19 protein-coding genes and 1 tRNA gene are annotated in these 21,978 nt (G+C 57.1%); 14 read left to right on the top strand and 6 right to left on the bottom strand.

Translation table 11 applies throughout. The annotated features are described in order from the left end of the window. The first annotated feature begins 73 nt into the window (after positions 1-73). Together OHL13_RS05235 and OHL13_RS05230 are read left to right on the top strand one after the other, a co-directional pair. Entirely contained in the window at positions 74-787 is a 714-nt protein-coding gene (locus OHL13_RS05235; RefSeq protein WP_263409048.1) for an HAD family hydrolase, read from the top strand. 191 nt (positions 788-978) lie between these two features. After that, positions 979-2,523 carry a GGDEF domain-containing protein gene (locus OHL13_RS05230; protein WP_263409047.1) on the top strand — a complete coding sequence of 515 codons (1,545 nt, stop codon included), beginning with the start codon at positions 979-981 and terminating at the stop codon, positions 2,521-2,523. 109 nt (positions 2,524-2,632) lie between these two features. Here the strand turns inward: OHL13_RS05230 and trxA are convergent, their stop codons facing one another. The 3 genes from trxA to thrC all read right to left on the bottom strand — a co-directional run bounded on the left by trxA (position 2,633) and on the right by thrC (position 5,433). Further along, positions 2,633-2,959 carry a thioredoxin gene (trxA, locus tag OHL13_RS05225; RefSeq protein ID WP_263409046.1) on the bottom strand — a complete coding sequence of 109 codons (327 nt, stop codon included), beginning with the start codon at positions 2,957-2,959 and terminating at the stop codon, positions 2,633-2,635. A gap of 246 nt (positions 2,960-3,205) precedes the next feature. Then, a complete protein-coding gene (gene thrB / locus OHL13_RS05220) occupies positions 3,206-4,105 on the bottom strand; it encodes a homoserine kinase (RefSeq protein WP_263409045.1) in 900 nt (299 codons plus the stop codon). Continuing rightward, complete coding sequence (thrC, locus tag OHL13_RS05215) at positions 4,102-5,433, bottom strand: threonine synthase (protein ID WP_263409044.1); 1,332 nt, start codon at positions 5,431-5,433, stop codon at positions 4,102-4,104. Before thrC ends, thrB begins: the two co-directional genes overlap by 4 nt. A gap of 50 nt (positions 5,434-5,483) precedes the next feature. On the opposite strand from thrC, the gene modA reads away from it, so the two are divergent. The 9 genes from modA (at position 5,484) to OHL13_RS05170 (ending at position 13,787) form a co-directional block, all read left to right on the top strand. Next, entirely contained in the window at positions 5,484-6,221 is a 738-nt protein-coding gene (gene modA, locus OHL13_RS05210; protein ID WP_263409043.1) for a molybdate ABC transporter substrate-binding protein, read from the top strand. Positions 6,222-6,368: 147 nt separating this feature from the next. Further along, complete coding sequence (gene modB / locus OHL13_RS05205) at positions 6,369-7,016, top strand: molybdate ABC transporter permease subunit (RefSeq protein ID WP_317889902.1); 648 nt, start codon at positions 6,369-6,371, stop codon at positions 7,014-7,016. Next, positions 7,009-7,650 (top strand): ATP-binding cassette domain-containing protein, encoded by a 642-nt coding sequence (locus OHL13_RS05200; protein ID WP_263409041.1) that lies wholly within the window; start codon positions 7,009-7,011, stop codon positions 7,648-7,650. The genes modB and OHL13_RS05200 overlap by 8 nt, the downstream gene beginning before the upstream one ends. Positions 7,651-7,771: 121 nt before the next feature. Continuing rightward, positions 7,772-8,782 (top strand): UDP-N-acetylmuramate dehydrogenase, encoded by a 1,011-nt coding sequence (locus tag OHL13_RS05195; protein ID WP_263409040.1) that lies wholly within the window; start codon positions 7,772-7,774, stop codon positions 8,780-8,782. A 34-nt stretch (positions 8,783-8,816) separates the two neighbouring features. Further along, entirely contained in the window at positions 8,817-9,242 is a 426-nt protein-coding gene (locus OHL13_RS05190) for a BrxA/BrxB family bacilliredoxin (RefSeq protein WP_263409039.1), read from the top strand. Positions 9,243-9,457: 215 nt separating this feature from the next. Further along, positions 9,458-9,533: transfer RNA gene (locus OHL13_RS05185), tRNA-Lys, on the top strand. Between the two features lie 395 nt (positions 9,534-9,928). Further along, entirely contained in the window at positions 9,929-10,072 is a 144-nt protein-coding gene (locus tag OHL13_RS05180) for a hypothetical protein (protein ID WP_263409038.1), read from the top strand. Further along, entirely contained in the window at positions 10,072-11,571 is a 1,500-nt protein-coding gene (locus OHL13_RS05175; protein ID WP_263409037.1) for a PepSY domain-containing protein, read from the top strand. Before OHL13_RS05180 ends, OHL13_RS05175 begins: the two co-directional genes overlap by 1 nt. A 422-nt stretch (positions 11,572-11,993) precedes the next feature. Further along, positions 11,994-13,787 carry a hypothetical protein gene (locus OHL13_RS05170; protein ID WP_263409036.1) on the top strand — a complete coding sequence of 598 codons (1,794 nt, stop codon included), beginning with the start codon at positions 11,994-11,996 and terminating at the stop codon, positions 13,785-13,787. Between the two features lie 219 nt (positions 13,788-14,006). On the opposite strand, the gene OHL13_RS05165 is transcribed toward OHL13_RS05170, so the two are convergent. From OHL13_RS05165 to OHL13_RS05155, 3 genes are read right to left on the bottom strand one after another with little or no spacing between them, the layout of a single operon-like run. Then, positions 14,007-14,366 (bottom strand): hypothetical protein, encoded by a 360-nt coding sequence (locus OHL13_RS05165; RefSeq protein WP_263409035.1) that lies wholly within the window; start codon positions 14,364-14,366, stop codon positions 14,007-14,009. Between the two features lie 54 nt (positions 14,367-14,420). Continuing rightward, entirely contained in the window at positions 14,421-15,122 is a 702-nt protein-coding gene (locus OHL13_RS05160; RefSeq protein ID WP_263409034.1) for a response regulator transcription factor, read from the bottom strand. Then, positions 15,119-16,777, bottom strand: coding sequence for an ATP-binding protein (locus OHL13_RS05155; protein WP_263409033.1), 1,659 nt, complete (start codon positions 16,775-16,777; stop codon positions 15,119-15,121). Before OHL13_RS05155 ends, OHL13_RS05160 begins: the two co-directional genes overlap by 4 nt. On the opposite strand from OHL13_RS05155, the gene OHL13_RS05150 reads away from it, so the two are divergent. From OHL13_RS05150 to OHL13_RS05140, 3 genes are all read left to right on the top strand, one after another. Beyond that, positions 16,748-20,053 carry a TonB-dependent receptor gene (locus OHL13_RS05150; RefSeq protein WP_263409032.1) on the top strand — a complete coding sequence of 1,102 codons (3,306 nt, stop codon included), beginning with the start codon at positions 16,748-16,750 and terminating at the stop codon, positions 20,051-20,053. The genes OHL13_RS05155 and OHL13_RS05150 overlap by 30 nt on opposite strands. A 176-nt stretch (positions 20,054-20,229) precedes the next feature. Beyond that, complete coding sequence (locus OHL13_RS05145; protein WP_263409031.1) at positions 20,230-20,538, top strand: PadR family transcriptional regulator; 309 nt, start codon at positions 20,230-20,232, stop codon at positions 20,536-20,538. Then, positions 20,525-21,976: a TolC family protein gene (locus tag OHL13_RS05140; protein ID WP_263409030.1), complete on the top strand. Its 1,452-nt coding sequence runs from the start codon at positions 20,525-20,527 to the stop codon at positions 21,974-21,976. The genes OHL13_RS05145 and OHL13_RS05140 overlap by 14 nt, the downstream gene beginning before the upstream one ends. Positions 21,977-21,978: the final 2 nt, after the last annotated feature.

Raw genomic sequence — 21,978 nt, 5'->3', positions numbered from 1 at the left:
CATACCGCCAGCCGCGGCGATCTCATACCGCTTTCACGGTGCATTTCACTGGATAAAATCAGAAGGTATGAGCATGATCAACACGCAACGCCTGAGCAGCAGCCAAACCCTGCTCATTGACGCGGATGACACCCTGTGGGAGAACAATATCTACTTTGAGCAGGCGATCGCCGGCTTCATTTCCCTGCTCAATCATCACACCTACTCTCCCGAAGAGGTACGGCATCACCTGAACAATTGCGAGCATGAGACCATCCGCCAGCGCGGCTATGGCCTCAAGAGCTTCCGCATGTCTCTACGCAATTGCTTTGAGCAGCTCAGCACCGAGCCCGTCACAGAAGAGAAACACCACCAGATTGCCAGCTTTGCCGACGCCATCGCCACGCAGGAGATCGAGCTGCTCGCGGGCGTGGCTGAGACCCTGGCCGAGCTGACGACGCGCCACCGCATCATCCTGGTCACCAAGGGCGATGACTGGGAACAGCGCGACAAGCTGGAGCGCTCCGGCTTGAAACCCTACTTCCACGGGATCGAAGTCCTGCCGGAGAAGCACAGCGACGCCTACCGGTCGCTGCGTGACCTGCACCGCTGCGACGCATCAAGCACCTGGATGATCGGCAACTCGCCCCGCAGCGACATCAACCCCGCTCTTGAGGCCGGTCTGAACGCCATCTTCATTCCGCATGCCAACACCTGGATGCTCGAACACGAGGAACTGTCCGCGGCTCCCGCCGGGCAGACCTTCCTCGAACTGCCCGGCTTCGCCCACCTGGCCACGCACTTTTAGCCCGGAGAAGAGCACTGTTATCGCATGCGACAGTCGCCAATCAGCGAATTGGCAAGACTTATCCCTTTAAGTAACGTCCCTTTCATTCTGGTGATGACGGGTTCAAGGAGTCACGCTATTCTGCTGCTGCAAGGAGAACGCCGATTCCCCGATCAGATGCATTTGCCGCCGGCAGCAAAAGGGCAAAACTCTTGGTCACCGCTATCTGCGCGGCCAACCTTCTTCTTGTTTGGTCAGTAGCCTACTTCCCACAGCTACGCGCGAATAACTCTTCGACATGGTTTGCCTACGCATTGACCAGGGTGTTCGGAATCATTGCCACAATCTGGATTGCTCGCCAGATAGCTTCCCCGGCGACACGTCTGCGCTGGCTCCTTTTACTGCTGAATCAGGTATTGGGCATGGTCGCCATGGTGCTCTATGGCATTCGGGCATTGCTCACGGAACAGCAGGCCTTTTCGATGGGAATTCCCGTCTTGCTCTTCATCCTGGCCAGCATTCCCTCACTGCTTGCGATCTCCTGTGAATTCAACACTCGAGAGACACTGCCGGTTCGTGCGCTCGATATTGCTCTTGCACTTCTGACGGGAGTCCTCTTTGTCATATTGATCTTCTCGCTGGTCAACCTGATCGGCCATATCGACGACGCTGGTCTACGCAAACTGAACCTGGTGCTTGCTCTTCAGGGTGTCTTCATCGCGGCTGGCGCAACCCTGCGATTGTGGGGAACAGTGGATGAAGAAGAACGCCGGTTTTTCTTCATCATGACCACGACCTCGTGGATCACGGTCATACTCACCGGTGCGCGCAATTACATGACCCTCGGCCAGGTTGGCCCTTTCATGGAGATCTTCTGGGATCTCGTTGCGGATATGAGAGCCCTCATCATTCTGGTCATGATCGTTGCGATCTATCAGCCGCCGGAATGGTTTCGCAACCACCCACCATCGAAAAAGAGTATTCAGATCTCCCGTGTCTCCAGTTCCCTCTTCGTTGGAATAACCCTCGCCGTACTCGGCATCAGCGTCGCACGTCATCATTTCTTTGTGGGTGCCTCAGGCCTGTTCCTAACGCTCATTGGGTACGGTCTGCGCAATGCCCTCATTCAGGAAAGTCTTGTTCAGGCGGAAGAAAAACTGCTCGCGGCTAAAGACAGGCTGGAAGTGATGGTGGCTCTCGACGGCCTGACTGGTATCCCAAATCGTCGCTCTTTCGACCAGACACTTGATCGGGAGTGGCATCTCATCTCACGCTCTGGCCAGCCACTCGGCATTCTGATGATTGATATCGATTACTTCAAGGCTCTAAACGATACCTACGGCCACAGTGCAGGGGACGAAGTCCTTTCGCGTATTGCCCTCACATTACAAATCGCTCTCCCTCGTACTGGAGACTTTATCGGCCGATATGGAGGAGAAGAGTTTGCCGCTATTCTTCCAGGAGTGAACTTTTCCGGGCTGGAGGGCGTTGCCGGCAGATTACAGACGGCTGTGCATGAGCTTGTGTTCGAGAATTTTGCGCGACCTGTCACGATTAGTATCGGGGCCGCGCTGGGCAGTTTCATGAATACCGCTTCTCCTCAGGACGTGCTGAAGGCTGCCGACGCAGCCTTGTACAGAGCCAAAGCATCTGGCCGGGACCGAATCGAATGCATCGATCTAACCTTGGTGCCCGCTTACGAAGAACCATCGCTCCAGCAAAACAGAGAGGTCCAGATAAAGCTCGCTGGCAAATAGCCTCCCCCATAAACTTTCTGCAGAGCTCCCCCCTAGACCTGTTACCCCCTTCGAGACGCAAAGAAGCCCGCCTCGAGGGGCGGGCTCTTCGCAACCTTGTTATCTGGGATTAGGCCAGGACCTTGGTCACGCTCTTGTCGATGGTGTCCTTGGGCACATAGCCGACGATCTGCTCGGCAACCTTGCCATCCTTGAAGATCAGCAGGGCCGGAATGCCGCGGATACCGTAGCGGGCCGGCGTCTGCGCGTTCTGGTCAACATTCATCTTCATCACCTTCAGCTGTCCGCTGTAGGTGGTGGCCACTTCATCGACGATGGGAGCAAGCGCTCGACAGGGTCCGCACCAGGCGGCCCAGAAATCAACCATTACGGGCTGCTGCGACTGCAGCACCTCGCTCTCAAATGTCGCATCGCTTACATCAACTACGTTCGCCATCGTTCCTCCCTTGTTTTCCTTCCGATTATAGGATGCAGCAGCCCCCGCTGCGATTCAATCGCCGCAGTCCAGCCTACCGGCCAGTCAACTAAACACCTTTGTTTTCAGGTTAAAAGGGAAAGCGCCCGGATCTCCGAAAAGATCAACGGGCGCCGGAGCAGCCCTCCCCCAGAACTGCCCACGTGTTGAAAGTATTGGTGTGATCAACAGATGTAAAGTAATCTTCGGTAACTTGAGGGTAACGTGTTACCTATTTTGGGAAACAGCACCCTCTGCAACCGCTGTAACGACAACTTCCAAGCCGGGATCACCACTCAGCTTTTGGGCCTCGGCAATGATGGTTTGGGGGTCGGTTTCCTTGTCCAGGACCAGCAAAACCGACGGTCCGGCACCACTCAAAGCCACTCCCAGAACACCATTTTTCCCTGACATGGGCAGCAGTGCCTTCAATAATGGGCAGGCTTCCATGCGGTAGGGCTGGTGCATGCGATCCTGCATGGCAAGGCGCAGCAGGTCGCCACGGCCGGCGGCGAAAGCGCCCATTAAGAGAGCACTGCGCTGGACGTTGAAGATAGTGTCGGCCTTGGAGTACGCGTCGGGCAGCATGCCACGGGCCTTACTTGTTGATAACGAAGCACTTGGGATGGCTACCAGGAATTGCCAGACCGAGGGAGCGGCAATTTTCACCGCTGCGACTTCCCCATCCGGCTGCATGGCGGAGGCTACGACGCCGCCCAGAAGGGCCGCTGCGACGTTGTCCGGATGTCCTTCAATCCGCGAGACTTCGCGGAGAAGGCGAGCTTCGTCCCAGCCAAGCTGACCAAGTTCGTTGGCCAGAAGAACCGCTGCGACGATGGCGGCCGCAGAGGATCCGCACCCACGGCCGAGCGGAATCTCGTTCTTTAAAGTGAGCTTCAGGCCGGGGATGGAGCGCCCGGAGGCGCTTAGAAGGTCAAAAATAGTGCTTAAAATCAGGTTCCGGTCGAGGCGGCCGCACAGGTGTGCATCCCGCCCGGAGGCAGCGATGGAGGTCTCTTCAGAGACCTCCGCCTCAATCTCCAGGTACATGGCCAAGGCCATGCCGAGAGCGTCAAAACCGGGACCTAAATTGGCAGAACTTGCTGGAACTCTTACAGATACGGTCATAACTTAATGCTGGACTCGAGTGCCTTCAGGACCACGTCCGTATCGGCTTCGAGAACCACTGGCGGCTTCTGCAAGGAAGAGACCGATTGGTCGCTCAACAGAGTTCCGCGATGGAAGTCGATGGTGTACTCGGGATCCTTGAGGGTGTGTCCGGTCAGGAGGAGGACGACGCGCTCTTCGCGACCGACGCGACCGTCGCGGGTGAGCTTCTTGAGGCCGGCGAGGGTGACGGCGGAGGCCGGTTCGCAGCCTATGCCTTCGGAGCCGATCTCGGCCTTGGCGATGGCGATCTCCTGCTCGGAAACCTCCTCAACCCAGCCGCCGGTCGCCTTGATGACCTTGACGGACTTCTTCCAGCTGGCGGGGTTACCGATGCGGATGGCGGTGGCGCGGGTGTCGGCGACGACTGGCTCCAGGGTCTCGCCTCCGTTGGCCTGCATGGCACGGTAGAGCGGATTGGCTCCGTGGGCCTGGATGACGGAGATCTTCGGGACACGGCTGATGAGGCCGAGGCGCTTCATCTCTTCAAAGCCTTTGCCGAGTGCGGCGTTGTTGGCCAGGTTGCCACCCGGCACGATGACATGCTCCGGAACCTGCCAGTCCATCTGCTCCACCATCTCAAGCGCCGGGGTCTTCTGGCCTTCGAGGCGATAGGGGTTGACGGAGTTGAGCATGTAGATCGGGAAGCGCTTGACCAGGTCATTGAGGACGCGGACGCAGCCATCGAAGTCAGTCTTGAGCTGAATGGTGAGCGCGCCGTAGTCCATGGACTGCGAGAGCTTGCCCCAGGCGATCTTTCCTTCGGGGATGAAGACGATACTGGTAAGACCGGCGCGGGCGGCATAGGCGGCCATGGCGGCGGAGGTGTTCCCCGTCGAGGCGCATGCGACGACCTTGTAACCGCGCTCGGCAGCGACGGAGAGGGCGGTGGTCATGCCGGTGTCTTTGAAGCTGCCGGTGGGATTCAGGCCCTGGTGCTTGGCCAACAACCAGTCGATGCCAGCGATCTTCGCGCAACGCGGCAGATCATAGAGCGGCGTGTTTCCCTCGCGGAGGGTTACGGCGTTGTTTGCATCCTCGAGGATGGGCAGAAGGTCGCGGAAGCGCCATACACCGCTCTGATCTATTGCGAGGGTCGAAGAGCGGCGTTCCTGCCAGAGCCAGCGCAGTGCGCCAGCGTTGGGCAGGTTGGTGTCATCGGTCGACCAGGGGTAAACGACTTCATACAGCTCGCCGCACTGGGCACAGCGAAAGTTGCTGGTCGCATCGGTTCCTGCGATACGTACACCGCACCCTGTGCATCTAAGCTCGTGTGACTTCACTATCATGGGTATCTCTAGGGTATCGTAAAGCCTCTTCCCTACTCAAAGCGCTGCTGATGATGCTGCTGGTCTGTCCAGTATTCGGACAAGCAAAGCCGACGGAGTTGCGCATTGCCGCCGCCGCCGACCTGCAGCCGGTGCTGGGCGCACTGGGGCCGGTGTATGAGAAGAAGGCGAATGTCCAGCTGAAGATTTCGTATGCGGCCTCGTCCGTGCTGGCGACACAGATTATCGCGGGCGGACCGTTTGACCTGTTCATGGGCGCCGACTTTTTCTTCCCGGAAAAGGTGGTTGCGGCGAACCTGGCCGATACCGGAAGCCCGATTCCCTATGCGAAGGGCACGCTGGTGCTGTGGACGCGCAAGGATTCGGCGTTCAACCCGCTGCACCTAAATGCGCTGGAGTCTCCGAAGCTGGAGAGGCTTGCGGTTGCCGATCCGGACCATGCGCCGTATGGCCGCGCGGGGATGGAGGCGCTGAAGAAGCTGCACCTGGACGCGAAGGTGAAGGACAAGATTGTCCGGGCGGAGAATGTGGGGCAGTCCGGCCAGTTTGCCCTGACGGGCAATGCGCAGGTGGCGATTATTTCAAAGACACTGGCGGTTTCTCCAAACTTCAAGGACAGCGGCGTGTTTGTGCTCTTTCCGTTTGCCAGCTATACGCCGATCAACCAGACGGCGGTGGTTCTGCGGAACTCTTCCCAGCGCGATGCGGCGCATGCGTTTCTGAAGTGGTTTTTGAGCAAAGAGGTGCAGGAGAAGCTGCCGGAGCTGGGGCTGGTGGCAGTGCAGTAGTTTGTTGGTTCAGGTCGCGCACTGCGCGATTTCCCACTCATCGCGGCGCGATGCATGGGGCACCCAGATTTGTGACAGCGAACCCACCCGGTACCCAAACTCTTCCCCGTTACACTTGGTTGCACGATGGATCTTGATGCGCTGTCCTTGACATTCCGGCTTGCCCTGACGGCCACCGCGATTCTGCTGGCGTTTGGATTGCCGCTGGCTGCATGGCTGACGTATGGGAAGAGCCGCATGAGGCCGGTGGTGCAGACACTGGTTTCGTTGCCGCTGGTGCTGCCGCCGACGGTGCTGGGGTTTTACCTGCTGGTGCTGCTGGGGCCAACGACGGCGGTGGGCCGCATGATTATGCGGATACTGGGTCATCCGCTGGCGTTCTCGTTTGCGGGATTGCTGATCGGGTCAATGCTGTACAGCCTACCGTTTGCGATTCAGCCGCTGGTGAGCGGCATGATGGCGGTGGACCCGGCGTTGCGGGAGGCGGCGGCGACGCTGGGCGCATCACCGATGCGCGTCTTCCGTGAGATTACGCTGCCGTTGATCCGGCCTTCGATTCTGACTGCGACGATTCTTGCCTTCACCCATACGGTTGGAGAGTTTGGCGTGGTGCTGATGCTGGGTGGAAATATTCCCGGGGCTACGCGGACCCTGTCGATTGCACTGTATGACCAGGTCGCGGACTTCAACTTTGCGGAGGCCAACCGCACGGCCTTGTTGCTGCTTGTGATTTCGTTCACTTCCCTGCTGCTGGTGAACTGGCGCGCTGGACAGAGGAGCACGCGCCTTGTCTGAAGTTTTTCTGCATGAGCGAGTGAGCGCCAGGATTGGCACCCTGCACCTGGACCTGATGATTGCGTTGCGTGCGCCGTGGACGGTTTTATTTGGGCCGTCGGGTACAGGCAAGTCGACGGTGCTCCGGCATCTTGCCGGACTTGTGGGTGGAGGGGCGTGGCGCAGGCAAATGCCCCTGGCAGCACAGCAGCCGGCGTTGTTTCCGCACAGGACCGTGCGGCAGAACCTGACATTTGGATGGGGCGGAGAGACCAATGCGGTGCGCTTCGAGGAACTGGTGGCGTTGTTCCGCCTGGAGGATCTGCTGGAGCGTTATCCATCCCAGATTTCCGGTGGACAGGCGCAGCGGGTGAATGTGGCCCGCGCCCTGATGCCGCAAAGATCAAAGCTGGTGCTGCTGGATGAGCCGTTTACCGGGCTGGAGTTATCGTTCCGCAACGAGCTGTTACTGGCGTTGCGGGATTGGACGCGGCGGAATCAATTGCCAGTGCTGATGGTGACGCATGAGGTTGCGGACTGCCTTCTGCTGGATGCCGAGGTGATCAAACTCCACGAAGGGCGTGTGGTGGCGCAGGGGCCGGCGTGTGAGGTTCTGGCCGAGGAGCGGGAGCGGTTGCTGGCGAGTTTGCGGTGAGGGACGCCGGCTTCCTGGATGACCAAAGACAAGAAAGATAAATGCTGGTCCCTTCACTCCGGTTGGGACGACAGGACATCCGACATAGACACTTCAGACCTTGTACCCTGTAGCTTGCACCATGCATCTGCTCAAAGACATTCCGCTTGCGCCGTACACCACGTTGAAAGTGGGTGGGGCTGCGCGTTTTTTTGTTGAGGTGGCGAGTGAGGCTGAGGTTCTGGATGCGCTACGGTATGCGCGCGAAGAAGGGCTTGGGGTGTTTGTGCTGGGCGGCGGGTCCAATCTTCTTGTAAGCGACAAGGGCTTTGATGGGCTGGTCATCCGTATCGGGATGAAGGGCATTGCGCAGCAGGGGCATACGCTGATTGCCGAGGCCGGCGAAGAGTGGGATGCGATGGTGCAGCTTGCGTGCGAGCGTGGGTTGCAGGGCGTGGAGTGCCTGGCAGGGATTCCGGGAACCGTGGGCGGGACGCCGGTGCAGAATGTTGGTGCGTATGGGCAGGAGGTCTCGCAGACGATTACGGAGGTGCGCTGCATTGACCGCGAGACGCTGTCGCCGGTGAACTTTGCGAATGGGGAGTGCGGGTTTGCGTATCGGCGTTCGCGCTTGAACCGTGAGGATGCGGGCCGGTATGTTGTGACGCGGGTGAGCTTCCGGCTGACGCCGGGAGGCGCCCCGCTGCTGGCCTATGCGGACCTGCAGAAGGCATTCTTGCCGGGAGAGTCGCCGTCGTTGCTGGAGGCTGCGGCGATGGTGCGGAAGATCCGCGCGGCGAAGGGCATGGTGCTGATCCCAGGCGATGCGGATACGCAGTCGGCGGGGTCGTTCTTCACGAATCCGGTGGTGACACGCGAGGTTTACGAGTCGATTGCGGCGCGGTATGAGACGGTTCCCCACTGGGCGGCCGCGGGCGGGGTGAAGATGTCGGCGGCGTGGCTGCTGGAGGCCAGCGGGTTCCGCAAGGGGTTTGCGCTGGGCCATGCGGGGCTGTCGACCAAGCACGCGCTGGCGGTGACGAACCGGGGCGGAGCGACGGCGGGGGAGGTCATGAAGCTGCGTGACCATCTGCGGGCGGAGGTCGAGACGCGGTTCGGCATCCGGCTGGAGCAGGAACCGGTGGAGCTGTAGACCATTTACAATGAATTTGGAGGAACACCCAACAATGTACCCAGAGATTATGGTCATCCCCATGCGCGAGGAGCTGACCCGCGCAGGCATTTCCGAAGCCCGTTCGGCGGCTGAAGTTGACGCAGCCCTGGCCAAGCCTGGCACCACCCTGGTGGTTGTGAACTCGATCTGCGGCTGCGCCGCGGGCAAGATGCGCCCGGGCGTCCGTATGGCATTGTCGAACCCGACGCTGCCGGACCAGTCGATTACTGTATTTGCCGGCCAGGATCGCGAAGCGACGGAGAAGGCTCGCGGCTACTTTGGCGGACATCCGCCGACATCGCCGGCGATTGCGATTCTGCGCGACGGCCAGTTGGTATACCTGATGCAGCGCTCGGCGATCGAGACCTCGACCGCTCCGGTGATTGCGCAGGAACTGCAGCGCGCGTTTGACACCTACTGTGCCAAGACCACGGTCTAGGCATAGCGAAGAATCATTCGTTGTACAGAGGCTCACTTCCCTATGAGGATGTGAGCCTCATTTCGTTGCAATGGAATGATGAAGAATTGCCACGCTGGGCGCGGATAAAACCACGTTCTCAACAGGAGTTGTTCGCATTGCGCGGGATCTGTGCTATATTCAATAAAGTGTTCAGCGCTGGCCGGGACATCGGCGAGTGAGAACGACAACCCATCGGACGCGTAGCTCAATTGGCAGAGCATTCGACTCTTAATCGACAGGTTGAAGGTTCGATTCCTTCCGCGTCCACCATCTAAAGCCAAGTAAACCGAGAAGCCAGACCAGAGAAAGCATGACTTGCTTCGGTCTTTTTCCGGCCCGGTGGGTGTTTGTGCGTACCGCACTGTCCGCAGGGTCTGCTTGGGAATCATTGCGAATGTCCTCTATACTTCTCCCATGCCTCTTATGTCGATGACATATTGTTGTCGCCGCCCTGTGCCCGCAGGATGTTGTACCGGACCTGACTCAAAGTAAGTCGCCGGTGCAGGTATGTCTTCCGCATCTTTCTCCTAAAAACATCCTTTGATATTTCAAAAAAGGACAGCTCCATCTGTCTGTAAAGCTTCCGGCTTTCTCCTCTTCGCGGCGATTGCATGGATTACTTAAGCTGCTGACGGCGCGCCTGTCCTACACGAGGAAGGGCTTCCATGTCTGCGAAAATTTTGGTGTTCACAGCCATTTTGATGTTTGCTTCTCTGCAAGCCACCCTATCTGCCCAGTCGCCACGCAACACCATTGAAGGTCAGGTCGTAGTGAGTGTCTTTGCCAGCATGCGCTGGAGGTTCCAATAATGCGCCGTTCGTTGCTGAAGCTGCGCAAGTACACCATGCTGCTGCACCGCTGGATGGGAGTCGTCTTCTGTCTTCTGTTCCTGATGTGGTTCGCATCGGGCATTGTGATGATGTATAGCAGCTACCCGGTGCTGACAGCAGCGCAGCGGCTCACACACCTGCCTGTGTTGAAACCGGCACTGATACGTGTGCAGCCAGACACGGCACTCTCTTTGGCTGGGATTGCCAAGCCAGAGCAGGTCGTCCTGTCCTCGCTGGAGGGCAGGCCCGTCTACCGGGTGCGAGCGTCCGGCAGACTGACGACGGTCTTTGCAGATACTGGCAGTTTGTTCGGCGGACTGGATGGTGAGTCCGCTAAAACCATTGCCGCAACGTGGGCGGGGCTGGAAGCTGCCAAGGTACGATCCATTGATCGACTCAACGAAGAAGATCAGTGGACGGTGCCGCAGAAGTACCGCCCCTACCGGCCATTGTGGAAGGTTACCTGGCCCACTGGCGAGCAGGTCTATATCTCGAACGTAACGGGTGAAATCGTGCAGGTCACCACGCGAACGTCGCGGCTCATCTCATACTTCGGAGCGATTCCGCACTGGATCTATTTCACGCAACTGCGTAAGGACGCGGCAAAATGGAATGCTGTTGTGATCTGGCTCTCGGCCAGCGGAGCAGTGATGACGCTGCTTGGCATCATCGCCGGTTTATGGCTTTACTCTCCCTCGAAGAAATACCGTTTTGCCAGTGGTCCTTCTTACATTCCCTACAGCGGACAAAAGCGATGGCACCTGATGCTAGGCCTGATCTTTGGCCTGTCGACATTTACATGGATTCTGAGCGGCATGTTCTCGATGAGCGTTCTGAAGAGCACGCCTGATCCCATTGAAGCTCCAGTCAAGCACATGCTGACCGGGGGTACATGGCATGGAAAAGAATGGCAGGAGGCAGAACTGCCGCAGGCGCTTACACTCCTCAGCCACCAGGGTGGCTTTCGCGAGATCGAGTTACTCCGCTACCTGGACAGGCCGGTGTACCTGGCCACAGATAGCCCTGCCACTTCAGCGCTGGTATTCAGTTCCGGAACCAAGGCAACCACTGTTCAGGACGCTGTCCTAACCGATGCAGTCGCAAGGGCCATCTCTCCATATCGCGTTATCGATAGCCGCGTTGTCCGCCGATACGAGACTTACTACGTTGACCGGCATGGAGAGAAGCCTCTGCCGGCACTATACCTGCAGACAGATTCACCCTCTGCCGCCGCCTTTTACATCGATCTGAGGACAGGCAGGCTTGTGCAGACCTACACAGCCGTCGCACGCTGGAACCGCTGGCTGTACCACGGTCTGCACTCCCTGGACCTTCCCATACTTTACCGCTCTCGCCCTCTTTGGGACGCGATCATCCTCCTCTTCATGGGTGGAGGCATTGCGTTGTCATGGACGGGAGTCACGATCGGTTATAGAAGAGTCCGTTCGAAACTTGTGACCACCAGGAAAGCTCATTAGCTGAATCATTCGGATAGAGCCATCGCCCTCCGTCTCATCTCGAGCTTTCGAGGCGTAATTTGCCATCGATCACCGTGACTCCTCGGCCCACCAGTTTGACGACATCCTTGCGAATCTCCACGCGGATGCGGCAGAGCGAAAACTCCCTTCATGCGCGGGTGGCTCCCCATATTTTTTAGTGTTGCCACAGGGTTGCGCCCTGACGATAAAACCAGACAAGCCGGAATCCCGCATCATCCCAAATACCGGATGCAATCCGTGGCGGACGGAAATTTCCGCATCTACCGCGGCTATCCTGAGGAGTAAACGCAGCCACCACGGAAATGTACCTCCTAATGGGATCTTCCTGCCGCCATCGTGGACATTCCAAAGGAGAGATCCATAGCATAGCGAACAACTTTTAGTCAGGAGCCACAAGGAAAATGCCGGATCGCAGGACTTTCTTCAAACAGGGGCTTGCAGTTTCTGCTGCATGGTTGCTGAAGCCGGAATGGATGGAGGCAGAGCAGAAGAGCCTTACTTCGACCGGTGCACTGCCCGATAAGTACTTCAGAAGATTGGCCAAATGGTGCCCGGTCGTCATCAAGAAGCTGAAAGATGGGCACGGCGCCTCGCTGCACGACCTGGAGGCCGAGCATGGCTGGTATCACTTGCCATACATGGTTCTTCCCTCAGCCCTGCTGTACAGCCGCCAGAACCCGGCCAATCCGTTCTACAAAAAGCCGGAGATGCTCAAGCTCGCGTTTGATCTTGGCGATCTGATGGCACGGGAAGACAAGGACGGAACCTTTGCTCCACGGCTGGACAGTTACCGCGATGTGTACATGTGGCTTGAGGCCTATGCCCTGCTGAAGGATGAACTGGGCGAGGAGCGGCGTAAGAGCTGGAGCGCGGCCATGGAGCGCAACGTCTCATTTCTGCTGCCAGAGATGATCGCCTCGAAGGATATGCCGGCCTACACGGAAAACTTCATCGCCTCTTCTCCCAATCACCTGGCCTGGTGGGCTGCGACCGTTATGATTGCCGGTCTTTACCTGCAGAAGCGTGAGTGGGTTGCGCTTGGGGGCGGTATCCTGAAGCGCTTTGCCAGCACCGAACAGAATGCAGACGGCTACTGGGGTGAACATAATCCCAATGGCCCGACCGGCGGATACAACTATCTGACGGCAATGGCTGTTGGCGTTTACTGGGAACACACCAAAGATCCTGATGCATTGAAGGCTCTGCGCCGCGCCACGGACTTCCATGCCAACCTTACATATCCGGACGGCAACCTGATTGAGCTCTTCAATGACCGTAACCGCTATTGGCATGTCAGCTATTGGGGTCAGTTCGCCTTCTCGAGCTTCCCCGATGGCCGTGGCTACGCCGAGCTGCTTATGCGCAATGTTCAGGATGAAGAGATTGATGTGGACTGCCTGGGACTGCTGGGAATGAATGCGCTCTACTACCACAATGGCCCGTCAACGGCTCCGCCACCACTCCAGGCTTCCTATCGTCACCAACTGAAGAACGAGTCTGGCGTGGTGAAAGATGGCCCCTGGGTGATTGGCATGAGCGGCATCATGGACACGCCTTTGCCGCGCAGCCAGTGGTTTTTGGATCGCCAGTCCAACCTTTCTCTCTTCCACGAAAAGACCGGTCTGATTCTCAGCGGAGCCAACTCCAAGCACCAGCCGCAGTTGTCCACCTTCTCAGAAAAGCTGGAGAACGAGTGGGTGATTGAACCTAAAGGAACGCGTCTGGCCCAGTTTCAAGATGGATCAGCCCTGGCCATTGCTTTCAACACCTTCTCCGCAGAGCTGTCGGCTTCCGTCAATGCGAGCCAGGATGAGACCGTCGTTCGTGCACAATTGAGCGGACGCGGAAAACCTCCGCAGGAGGGCTACTTCGCGCTGCAACTCGTTCTTAAGCCAGGCCAGGTACTAAGAACCGGTACTGGAAAAACCTTCAAGGTCTCCGAAGGAAAGATCGATCTGAGCGCGCAGGAGATTGGCGGATCGATCGAGCACAATGGCTGGGTGCTGAAGCCGGATGCGGAAGCGACGCTGCAGTGGCCGGTTTATCCGTACAACCCTTACCGCAATGCACCGGAGACAAAAATTGAATACGCCGTTGCACTGCTCCGTGTGCCGCTCAAGCTAAAGGCCGATGCTCACCACTGGATGCAGCCAGATGAACAGACGATTCAGCACCGTTTCCAGGTAGCCAAGTAAACCCTCATCCGGATTTCTGCTCACGAAGAAGGCCCCTGAAGACAGGGGCCTTCTTCGTGCCTGGGCATATAGCTGACCCAAAGCGCGATGCCTGCCGGAGCAGCCAGCAGCGCGAGGGCAGCAAAACTGCCCCCCTGGTGCCGGCGATTGTCGCAATCAATCCGTTACTGGCAAATACTTCGCGGATCTTATGGCTTCCGAAGTTGGCAATGTAAGGATTTAGAAGGATTTAAGCAGACGATCGTAGCTGTTCGCCATCGTCTCAAACTTTGCCGCACGCTGGTTGTAATAATCACGCAGGTGAAGTGCGCTTTCATATCCGGAGGGGTACTTCGCTCCGGAGGTATGATTCAATTCCCTCTCCATGGCGGCTTCCTGTACGGCGGCAAGATTTTTGAAATGATGCGCCTGATTATGGAAGTACCTTGAGAGCTCTGCATACTGCTCCGGAGAGCGGGCTGATTGAATCAGAGACTTGAGCTCTTTGCGTGAATACTGCTCCGGGACCTCGGATCGAAGCGTGGCAGACGAGAGCAAAGTGCATACAAGTGCGACCGTGGCGCAAGCGGAACGAAACATACGATATCTCCTTCAGTCAGCGTCTTACCAAAGAGATGAAGAAGGCATAAAGGATCACAGGGTCGTGTCGTTAAAGCGGTACCCGATGTAGTTCTCTGTAAGCAGAAGCTTTGGACGCGCCGGTTCCTCTTCGATTTTGCGGCGCAGCTGGTTGATATAAGTGCGAAGGTACTCGCGTTCGTTTCCGTAGTTTGGACCCCATACAGACGTGAGCAGAAACTGGTGGGAGAGAGGGCGTCCCATGTGCTGCATCAAAAGATGCAATAGCTTGAACTCTGTTGGCGTAAGGTGTAGCGGAGAGCCGCGCCTTGTCACACGATAAAGTTCCGGGTCGAGAAAGATTTCACCGCTTTCGATTGGAGTTTCGTGCTCCGCAAGCATGATCCTTCGGCGACGAAATGCCGCGCGGATGCGTGCGAAGAGCTCGCCAAGCTGAAATGGCTTGGTGACGTAATCATCAGCGCCAGCATCAAGCGCCGAAATCTTATCTGCCTCGGCATCACGAACAGTTAAGACGATGATGCCGATATGTGGAAAGGCTTCGCGAAGCTGGCGGCAGGTCGCGATTCCACCCAGCCCGGGCATATTCAGATCCAGCAGCACGACGTCGACATCCTCGTGCTGATCATGAAGATACGCAAGACATTCGTCCCCGCTCGCGATTTTTATAGTTGCAAGCCCCATTGCGGACAAGGTGCTTGACAGGCTTTCCCGTAATGCGGCGTCGTCTTCGACGATCATCACTGTTCGTGTCATTTTTCTTCTCCTATCGCGGGCAAATCAATGCGGAAGGTCGTTCCTGCTTCGATATCGCTCTGCACAAGAATCTTCCCGCTGTGCGCCTCTACGGCGTGACGCGCCACCGATAATCCGAGTCCAGTTCCAGCCGCGCGATACGCCATGCTCGGACTCCTGTAGAAGCGCGTGAAGATGAGTTCCTGTTCTTCGGGTTGAATGTACGAGCCGGTATTGTGAATCGACACGGATACCAAGGTCTTCACACTCCGGATTTCGATCGGTATCTCTGTCCCGGCCTGTCCATACTTCAGTGCGTTTTCGAGTATCTGTTCAAACGCGATCTTCAGCACCGACGGGTCTGCTTCCACAAGCGCGGGATTGCGACTTGTCACGTGAATCCGCATCTGCGCTTCGCTTCCAAGCGAATGAATAACCTCTTCCAGCAAGGTGCTCAAGGAGATTTCCCGCCTGCTAAGAACCTGGTTCCATTCCAGCCGAGCGGTTTTCAGAACCTGTTGCGTGATTTCATTCAGACGATCTGCCTCTTTGCGGATGATGTTCGCGAGGCCGGATCGTTGCTCCCGCGCCATATCCGGTAACTCTGCCAGACCAGCACTTGATAAAGCGATGGTTGTCAGCGGGGTTTTGAACGCATGGGCGAGTCCATCAAGCACGGAGGTGCGGAGCTGCTCTGAGAGCTGCTCCGACTGCGCCGTGACCTCGTTGTTCAAGGCCCGTGCACGTTCCAGTGCCGACGAGATGATGGGCACCACAGAATCCGCCATGAAGGGGTCCGTGTCTGCGGCTTTGATCCAAAGCAAACCGATATCGCGTACGCCGGACTTCAACAAGCGAACGTAAATATCATTTCGCGAAAGATCAAAGTCGCGGCCAGCCATGAAGGCCGCGCGGATCGAGCCTGGCTCAACATGGGACCAACCGGCAATGTAGTTTCGTTCATCGCGAACGGTCCAGAGATGGACAAACTCTGCGTGCAGAGTCTTTCGGACCAGAGAGGCGAGCTGCTCTCCAAATCCATCACCCCAATAAAGAGACAGTGCTGCCGAGGAAAGCTCATACAAGGCCCGCTGGCGTTTTTCCTGGGTTTTCAGATTTTCTGCCTGTTGCCGGATCCGGCTGGAAAGATGGCTGACAAGCAACGCCACCGAGGCAAACGCGACGACGGACCAGAAGTCCGCAAGCGAGATCATCCGGAGCGCCAGCTTGGGCTCTGTAAAGAAGAAGTCGAGACATACCGTAGCCCATACCGCGGTCACAATGGCAGCGCGAAGGCGGGCCTGCCAGGCAACAAAGATGGTCAGCAAAAGGTAGAGAACACTGGCAAAAGCCAGCTCGACCCGGGAGTTGAAGAGGTAGCCGAACACGGAAACCGACGCACATGCAGCTGCGCCAATGAGCACCGACCTTGAGCGAATCCGCTTCACGTCATCCCTACCTTTGAGGCTAATGAGAGGCGCATAAGAAAGGCGTAAAGGAAAAATGCCGGCTTCGCATTTATGCCTCCCTGATGCGTTGTGGGTTGCAATCGTTTTGACCGGGCCATTGGCTGACGAGTCAGGAGATAGACCATGAAATTCTTTGGAGGTTGCAGTGTATTGCGGGTGCGCAGAATCGCCATTTTGATGATGGCGATTGCGCTGTTCGCTGGACATGCACCGGCGCAATCCACATTTGGCAGCATTATCGGTTCAGTGCAGGACCCCTCGGGTGCGGTTATTCCAGGTGCGACGGTGCACGTAAAAAACCTGAATGACAATTCGCAACGTGACACCGTTGCCGATTCGAACGGCGACTACCAGGTACTGAACCTGAATCCTGGCACCTACGCGGTCACAGGAACTGCTGCGAACTTTGCGGATACAACCATCACGAACATTGCACTTGATGCTCGCCAGCAGCTGCGCGTGGATGTGAAAGTGCAGCTTGGCGATGCACAGCAGAGTGTTTCCGTTGAAGCGGATGCGGCCACCGTTAACACGGAGAATGGAACGATCGGCGATACCAAGCTGTTCAACCAGGTGGTGCAGTTGCCGATGAACTACCGTGGCGGAAACGACAGCCCGCTGGCTGCACTGGTTGCAGTTCCCGGCGTGCAGCAGGACAGCAGCGGAAATGTATCCATTGGCGGCGGCACTTCGGCGCAGATTCAGTATTCGGTGGACGGCACATCCACGGTAAACATCCGCCAGAACGGAGCGCTGGCGAATATGAATCCTTCTTCCGAGCTGATTGGCGAGATGAAGGTGACGCAGTTCAACAACAATGCCGAGTTCTCGCAGATGGCCGATGTCACGATCATCACCAAGAGCGGCAATAATCGTTTCCATGGGAGCGCGTTCGAATATCTGCAGAACAGCGCCTTCGATGCGAAGACGTGGGGATTCGATAGCAAGGCTCACAAAGCTTACAACACCTTTGGCGGCAGCTTCAGTGGGCCGCTGCGTCTGCCCCATATAAAGTCCGGAGCAGACAAGACCTTCTTCTTTGCAGACTACGAGGCGAATCGCCGCCGGTTTACGACACCCCTGGTGCTCAGCGTCCCCACGCTCGATATGCGCAGCGGCAACCTCAATAACCTGCCGGGGCCGTCAGTTGTTGATCCTTCGACCGGGATGCCGTTTGCGAACAATCAAATTCCTGCGAACCGCATCAGCGCAGTTTCCAGGTCGCTCTTCAACAATTACGTTCCTGCTCCAAATTCCGGTGGCGGTCCAGATTTGACCGGCAACTACCGTGTGCAGGCACCCACTCCGGCGAACATCAATGGATACGATGTCCGCATTGACCGCACCTTGACGGACAAGCAGCAGCTTTATGGCCGCTGGAGTTGGAAGAATGTGGACTCAAGCATTACGAATAACCTGCTGCCGAACGAGGTCCGGCGCGAGTCAAATCGTAACCTCATTCTTTCGCATAACTATGCTGTTCGTCCGACGCTGCTGAATGAGGCGCGCTTTGGCCTTACCTTTTACACGTCGGTCGTTGACTTCCCCATCAGCGGAGCAAGCGCGGTTCAAACGCTTGGCCTGCAAGGGCTGGACCTGAGCGATGTTCCGGGAGTCAATGCCTTTCCGACTTTCGATTTTAGCGACGGAACAAACTTCACGACAATCGGCCGGGACAAGACGGGGACTCTCCGTTCGCAAACGCTGCAGTTCACAGACAATCTCTCGTGGGTGAAGGGCAGCCATACCATCAAGTTTGGCGTAGATGTACGCCGGGTTCGTTACACGGATCTTGAAAGCTTTGGCGGCTCGAACGATTTCGGAGCATTTACCTTCAATGCTGCGACCTTCAGCGGCAATGCCTTCGCTGACCTGTTGCTTGGACTTCCTTCGAAGAGCTATGTGGCACAGTCCGGCCCTGACACGAAGCTGCATGCCTATCAGACTGGACTCTATGCTCAGGATGAATGGCATGTGACGCGATACATTACATTGAGCGCAGGCTTGCGCTGGCAGGCACTGCCACCGTTTGTCAGTGAGAACAACAATCTTGGAGCCTTCGATCCTTCGAATGGAGGCTTTATCCTGCCGAACCATGGAAATGCCAGACAAGCGATGCTCAATACGATCAATGCCTGCCCTGGTGTGAATCCGTCGCTTCCCTGCGCCCCGATCGAGAAGGCAAGCAGTGTCGGTGTTGGTGATGGCCTTCGTGCGTTCTACAAAAAGAACTTTCAGCCGCGGTTAGGCATTGCGTATCGCCCCTTTGGCGACAACAAGACTGTTCTTCGTGCGGGCTTCGGCATCTTCACGATGACCAGCCTTGGACAACTCTCCTTCAATACGACAAACATCAACGTAGGCGTGGTGCAGACTACGTCGAACCTGCAGGCCAATGGACAGCCGGCGTTTCAGTTTCCGTATGTAAAGGCATCGCAGACAGCCGCTGAAAGCGCGGGTACCGGTGATTTCTATCAGAACGTGAATCTGCACTTCCGCGATCCGCAGGCCGCACAGTGGAACTTTACGGTGGAGCGTCAGCTTACGGATGCGATGAGTCTTCGTATCAGCTACGTCGGCATGAACTCGTATCGCATGGGACAGACGGTTGATCTGAACCAGCAGCATGCCAGTACCACGGCCAACGACTACAGTAAGCGTCCTTATCCTAACTGGGCACGCATTCTATCGAGCGAGAACGCGGGCGGGGCAAACTACCAGGCATTTCAAACGGAGTTCAACCAGCGGATGAGCCATGGGCTTCTCTTCCAGGTGAATCACACCTGGGCGAAAAACCTGAGCAATGCCGCCGGCGATGCACCTTCTGTCTTCGCACCGGAGGTCAACTACGGAACTCCTGTCGCGGACCGCTTCAACCTGCGCGCGAATCGTGGCAACGTTGTTGGAACGCGGCGTCAACGCTTTCTTGCATCCGCGATCTATCAACTGCCCGTTGGCCGTCATCGGGCCTACCTGGGTGGAATGAATTCCGTTGGGGAGGCCTTGCTGGGCGGCTGGGAGGTGAGTACGGTTTCGCTTTGGCAGACAGGTCCGTACCTTACGCCAACGACCAGTCCCAGCTATGACACGGCGAACCTGAACCTTGTGTTTCGTGGGGCGGCGCTTCGACCGGATTGCATTGGGAATCCAGTCCCGGCAAGCCGCTCGCTTGCGAACTACTTCAATATTGATGCCTTCAACCCGGTGCCCGGCGCCGGCCGCATTGGCAACTGCGCGGTTGGCAGTCTTGTTGGGCCCGGAACAACCGCCGTTGCCGGTGGGCTGGCGAAGACGTTCAACCTGAAGGAGTCTTTGCGGCTTCGCTTCGAAGCGACCTTCACCAACCTGCCGAACCATCCTAACTTCGCGCCGCCTGCGGTGAATGTTTCTGCTCCGGACTCGTTCGGGCAGATCACATCGACGCAGACAGCGGAGAATTCCGGAAACAGAACCGGGCAACTTGCACTTCGCCTCGATTTCTAAGACAAAGTGTTGGTTTGATCAAGGCGGAGCTTCGGCTCCGCCTTGTTGTTTGTACGGCACGTGACACACGCATCGCGAAGGAGTACTGAGGAGTCGGCGCAGATCTGGATTCATAGAACGTTTATTTGGGGGTTTGTGCATTTTGGTATCGTTGTTCGATATCGAAATGCGTTTCCATGACAGACGACCGCGATCTCTATTCTGGTATGATTCGTCTTCACATTCTGCACCATGCGGAGAAAGAGCTGATTTTTGGCGCCGGCATGGCGGAGGAGCTTGCCCATCACGGGTACAAGATCAGCCCCGGAACGCTCTATCCGATTCTGCATGGCCTGGAGAAGCGAGGCTACCTCAAGTCGAGTGAAGAGCGGTCCGGGAAAAGCAGCCGCAGGGTCTACAGCATTACCCCAACTGGACGGCGAGCTCTGAAGACAGCGAAAAAACGCGTACGTGAACTCTTTGGAGAACTGATTGAAGACGAATAGGACAAGTTTCGCAAAAGTCTTCGCCTGCCGCTGGATAACCCGGATGATCTGTGGCTGCGGAGCGGCTCTTGCGGCATCATCCATCTTTGCCCAGGTCGCAGTGAGCTCGGGCGGACCAGACGCGCCCCTGTCCATCGTCACGGTTGTACGTGACGCGGAACGGGACTATCCACTGATCCATGTCACCGAAGCTGAGTTGAATGCGTCAGTGGCAAATATACGACTCATGCGTTCGGCATACCTGCCGCGTATTGATGGGATCGTCCAGTTCAATCGTGGCACGCGAAACAATGTTTTTGGAGCCATGCTGCCCCAGGCGACACTGCCTTCTATCTCGGGACCCGTGATTGGCAGCAACAATGGCGGTTCTGTGTGGGGCAGCGCCGCGGGATTCCTGGTGAACTGGCAGCCTTTCGATTTCGGATTGCGTCACGCCAACGTGGTGTCGGCGATTGCAGCAAAGGACAAGGCCACAGCAACGGCACAGAGAACTCAACTCGAGGTATCGACTGCCGCAGCCGATGCCTATCTGACATACATTGTCGCGAGTCAGACACGGATAGCGGCACAAGCTGCCGTGGACAACTGGGAGACGATCCGGCAAAACATTCATGCACTTGCCACCGCACAGCTAAGACCGGGAGCGGATGAGTCGCGCGTGGAAGCTGAAAAATCGTTGGCCAAGGTTCAACTTGCCTTTGCGGATGAAGCTGTCGAGATGAGCCGTGCCACACTGATCAAGTTTCTGATCAAACCCGACGTTCATCCCAGTTCCCTTATTTCTGCTGGAGTCCTTACGCGCCTTCCGGCGATTCCGGACGATGGCGTTCCATTTCAGCCGTCTGCCAATCCGTTACTGGCAGAACGGAAGGCCTCCGTTGCCCAATCAGCAGCCCAGTTGCGTGCTGTCGAGAGAAGCTGGGTTCCGCAGTTTAACCTGGAAGCCGCCGGCTATGCTCGAGGATCTGGCGCGGAGACGAACGGTCAGCGACTGACTGGAGCGAATGGCCTTGCCCCCAATGTTGCGAACTATGCTGCCGGCGTCAATGTCACATTTCCGTTTATGGACTTTGCCAGTATCCATGCCCGTGAAGCCACGCAAGGCTCCCTTTTGAAGGCGGCCCGGGCCAACGAAGAACTTGCAAGCCGATCACTGCAGGAGCAGTTTTCCCAGGCCCAGGCCGTGCTTCGCGCAAGCTATACCGTTGCAGAGAATACACCGATCACATTGAACGCCGCACAAACAACGATTGCCCAGGCAAATGCCAGGTACAAAGCCGGACTCACGTCGATTGACGATGTGGCGCAGGCGCAACGTTTGCTTGTTCAAGCAGAGATTGATGATGCGATTGCCAGACTGAATGTATGGCGGGCATTTCTGCATCTCCAGGCCGTCCGTGGAGATCTTGAACCTTTTTTACAAGCGGCCAGCCAATAAAG

It is taken from the genome of Terriglobus tenax (genome assembly GCF_025685395.1).
GTDB classification, from domain to species: domain Bacteria; phylum Acidobacteriota; class Terriglobia; order Terriglobales; family Acidobacteriaceae; genus Terriglobus; species Terriglobus tenax.
The sequence above is the reverse complement of the archived record's forward strand: the minus strand, read 5'-3'. Positions and strand labels throughout refer to the sequence as shown.

Bases quoted from the DNA above. Each gene is read 5' to 3' on its own strand.
- OHL13_RS05235 (WP_263409048.1), top strand. From the start codon at position 74: ATGATCAACACGCAACGCCTGAGCAGCAGCCAAACCCTGCTCATTGAC.
- OHL13_RS05170 (WP_263409036.1), top strand. From the start codon at position 11,994: ATGCCGGATCGCAGGACTTTCTTCAAACAGGGGCTTGCAGTTTCTGCT.
- OHL13_RS05160 (WP_263409034.1), bottom strand. From the start codon at position 15,122: ATGACACGAACAGTGATGATCGTCGAAGACGACGCCGCATTACGGGAA.
- OHL13_RS05180 (WP_263409038.1), top strand. From the start codon at position 9,929: ATGTCTGCGAAAATTTTGGTGTTCACAGCCATTTTGATGTTTGCTTCT.
- thrB (WP_263409045.1), bottom strand. From the start codon at position 4,105: ATGACCGTATCTGTAAGAGTTCCAGCAAGTTCTGCCAATTTAGGTCCC.
- OHL13_RS05145 (WP_263409031.1), top strand. From the start codon at position 20,230: ATGACAGACGACCGCGATCTCTATTCTGGTATGATTCGTCTTCACATT.
- OHL13_RS05165 (WP_263409035.1), bottom strand. From the start codon at position 14,366: ATGTTTCGTTCCGCTTGCGCCACGGTCGCACTTGTATGCACTTTGCTC.
- OHL13_RS05155 (WP_263409033.1), bottom strand. From the start codon at position 16,777: ATGTCCAGCGAACAGCGCAATCGCCATCATCAAAATGGCGATTCTGCG.
- trxA (WP_263409046.1), bottom strand. From the start codon at position 2,959: ATGGCGAACGTAGTTGATGTAAGCGATGCGACATTTGAGAGCGAGGTG.
- OHL13_RS05175 (WP_263409037.1), top strand. From the start codon at position 10,072: ATGCGCCGTTCGTTGCTGAAGCTGCGCAAGTACACCATGCTGCTGCAC.
- thrC (WP_263409044.1), bottom strand. From the start codon at position 5,433: ATGATAGTGAAGTCACACGAGCTTAGATGCACAGGGTGCGGTGTACGT.
- OHL13_RS05150 (WP_263409032.1), top strand. From the start codon at position 16,748: ATGATGGCGATTGCGCTGTTCGCTGGACATGCACCGGCGCAATCCACA.
- OHL13_RS05195 (WP_263409040.1), top strand. From the start codon at position 7,772: ATGCATCTGCTCAAAGACATTCCGCTTGCGCCGTACACCACGTTGAAA.
- OHL13_RS05190 (WP_263409039.1), top strand. From the start codon at position 8,817: ATGTACCCAGAGATTATGGTCATCCCCATGCGCGAGGAGCTGACCCGC.
- modA (WP_263409043.1), top strand. From the start codon at position 5,484: ATGATGCTGCTGGTCTGTCCAGTATTCGGACAAGCAAAGCCGACGGAG.